A 2085-nucleotide genomic window follows, 5' to 3' on the forward strand; every position below is an offset into this window, starting at 1 on the left:
GCTCTATAAAAAACCCCATCTTCATTCTCATAAATCATTCCTGATTGCTATAGCACGGTGACTAATATTAATCCCAACACCATAAAACTGTGCCAAGGAAATTAAGTCCCGTTTTCCTAGGTAAGCAGAAGGAAATAGCTCAAAATCTTGGTAAGTGCATAGCCATAGTTTCTCCTTAAATCCTAAGTCTAATACTAAGGGCTGGTCAAAGGTTTTGTTGTGAGCTACGATAGCATCAGCTTCATCGTAAACTGTCCCTAAATAATCTCGAAAACCGGATTCTCCTACATGAGATTTTTTCAAAGCCGAAATAGGAATCTTGTTGATTAATTCAGCATTATTAACAATATCTGAATTAGATCCAAGAGAAAGTAAACTACTTCCAGATGATAATATGGTCTGATATTCTACTGAATAAAAGATAGCTCCAATTTCTAGAACAGTCTGCTTTTCTTTATTTCCGTTCGTTTCAGTATCAATGATGAGGCAATTTTTAACTTGTGTCATTCTGAGAATATTCCTCTGTACAAAAGTATTGATTTTTGACTCTCTATTTAATTCGTAGATGCTTCCCTCTAGGCATTACTTTAGCAATCAAAGTTCCTTTTTCGTCCCGAAGTTCATCATAATTAATCGCATCTTCAGCTATCTTATTACGATCAATATGAACTCTAGTTTCTTTATATTCTTGGGGATAATCTTCAGCCTTAAGTTCCTGGTTAATCCAAATAGGAGGACGACCACCATTATTACACAAACTAACCTTGGAAAGCTTCCCTTCGATACGTTTACCCTTGTCTCCAAGTTGTTCTACCCGTTGTTCCATGAAAGCTTGTAGTTTACTTTTTAGCCATTGAACTGTTTCCTTATTGGTGTGGGCTAAATCACTAATTCGTTTAGCTTCATTTTCTTGGTATTCTATCAATGACTCTCGCCATTTAATGACTTTTATGTAACCATCAATTTTACTTTCTAGACGGGGTAGCAATTCATTGAAGATGTCTTCAGCGACTTGTTTCTCTTCCGGATTATCACTGTCGAGATATGCTAGTATTAACTCAAGTTCCTCTTCCAGTTGAGGAAGACTTTCGGTTATTTTAGTTTCCATGATTGTACCTTATTTTTCGCTAAGAAATAAGCGCAAAGCGCAATTATATCGAGTCAATATTTTTAATAACAAAGTCAATAAAAATCTCTGCTCTTGATATTAGTAATTGAGTATCAGACTCACTGATATTTGGGTCAATATTATAATCACCACGATTACGTTGTGCTTGAGCATCAATAAGGTATCGATGATAATCTCTTGGTATTCGATTCCTTTTGGCAAATTGCTCACCTAAAGCAGAAATTACGGCGGAATGCTTTGAAAAAGATAACCCTTCTCTTTCTAATAAAGCAGATGCTACATAAAACATCGCATAATAGGCACGAGAAACTGCGAATTCGTTGAATCCCTCTTCTTTTAAGATTTTTGCAGCTTCTAAACTGCGTTGAGCTTTAGTTAAAAATCCTTGTTGCTCATTTGGCATAAGACAATTCCATCCTTACGGATATTCCGAATAAAAGGACTTTTTTCTGAAATCAAACGTTGTTGATCAATAAATGAACGAGAAATTAAGGTATTGTATTTGAGAGACAAATCAGCTATAAAATGACTGGTTCTTTCAAGTTCTTCAGAGTAATCGAAAGCTTGTTTGAGGACAATTAAAATATCAAGATCTGAATCCCTCTCTGCCTCGCCTCGTGCTTGAGAACCATAAAGAATAATATCAGATAATGTTTCAGGGTAAATCCTTTTGACTTCTCTAGATAATTCTTCTAGGATAATTTGAATTTGTGGGCTAAGTAATGTGGGCATGGTGCGTTGATTAATTGTAATGATACAGCAAGCGGGTTTTTCAGTTATTTTTACCTTTATATGGAGATTGGTTTATTAATAGTTCACAGATAAAGTGTATGTATTTACAATTATACTAACAAAATAATACCAAGAATCAAGCCCTTTCTTTTTAGCCTTTATTGATCAATAGTAGGGGAAATTTTAAATATCCCCTAAGACCTCAATTAAGTCTGATGAGAACC

General features: G+C 34.9%; 4 protein-coding genes. All 4 read right to left on the reverse strand.

Features of this window, described 5'->3' with window-relative positions:
- Positions 1–27: 27 nt before the first annotated feature.
- Genes P9B04_RS23415 through P9B04_RS23430 form a run of 4 tightly spaced genes read right to left on the reverse strand, consistent with a single transcriptional unit; the run spans position 28 to position 1861 of the window.
- Positions 28–507 carry a hypothetical protein gene (locus P9B04_RS23415; protein WP_342057369.1) on the reverse strand — a complete coding sequence of 160 codons (480 nt, stop codon included), beginning with the start codon at positions 505–507 and terminating at the stop codon, positions 28–30.
- Positions 508–550: 43 nt separating this feature from the next.
- Entirely contained in the window at positions 551–1108 is a 558-nt protein-coding gene (locus tag P9B04_RS23420; protein ID WP_342057370.1) for a siphovirus Gp157 family protein, read from the reverse strand.
- Positions 1109–1151: 43 nt separating this feature from the next.
- A complete protein-coding gene (locus P9B04_RS23425) occupies positions 1152–1532 on the reverse strand; it encodes a HEPN domain-containing protein (RefSeq protein ID WP_287140667.1) in 381 nt (126 codons plus the stop codon).
- The gene (locus P9B04_RS23430) at positions 1505–1861 is read right to left on the reverse strand and encodes a nucleotidyltransferase domain-containing protein (RefSeq protein WP_287140666.1); all 357 of its coding nucleotides are present in this window, start codon (positions 1859–1861) and stop codon (positions 1505–1507) included. The genes P9B04_RS23425 and P9B04_RS23430 overlap by 28 nt, the downstream gene beginning before the upstream one ends.
- Between the last annotated feature and the right edge of the window lie 224 nt (positions 1862–2085).

It is taken from the genome of Crocosphaera sp. Alani8 (genome assembly GCF_038442745.1).
GTDB lineage: Bacteria > Cyanobacteriota > Cyanobacteriia > Cyanobacteriales > Microcystaceae > Crocosphaera.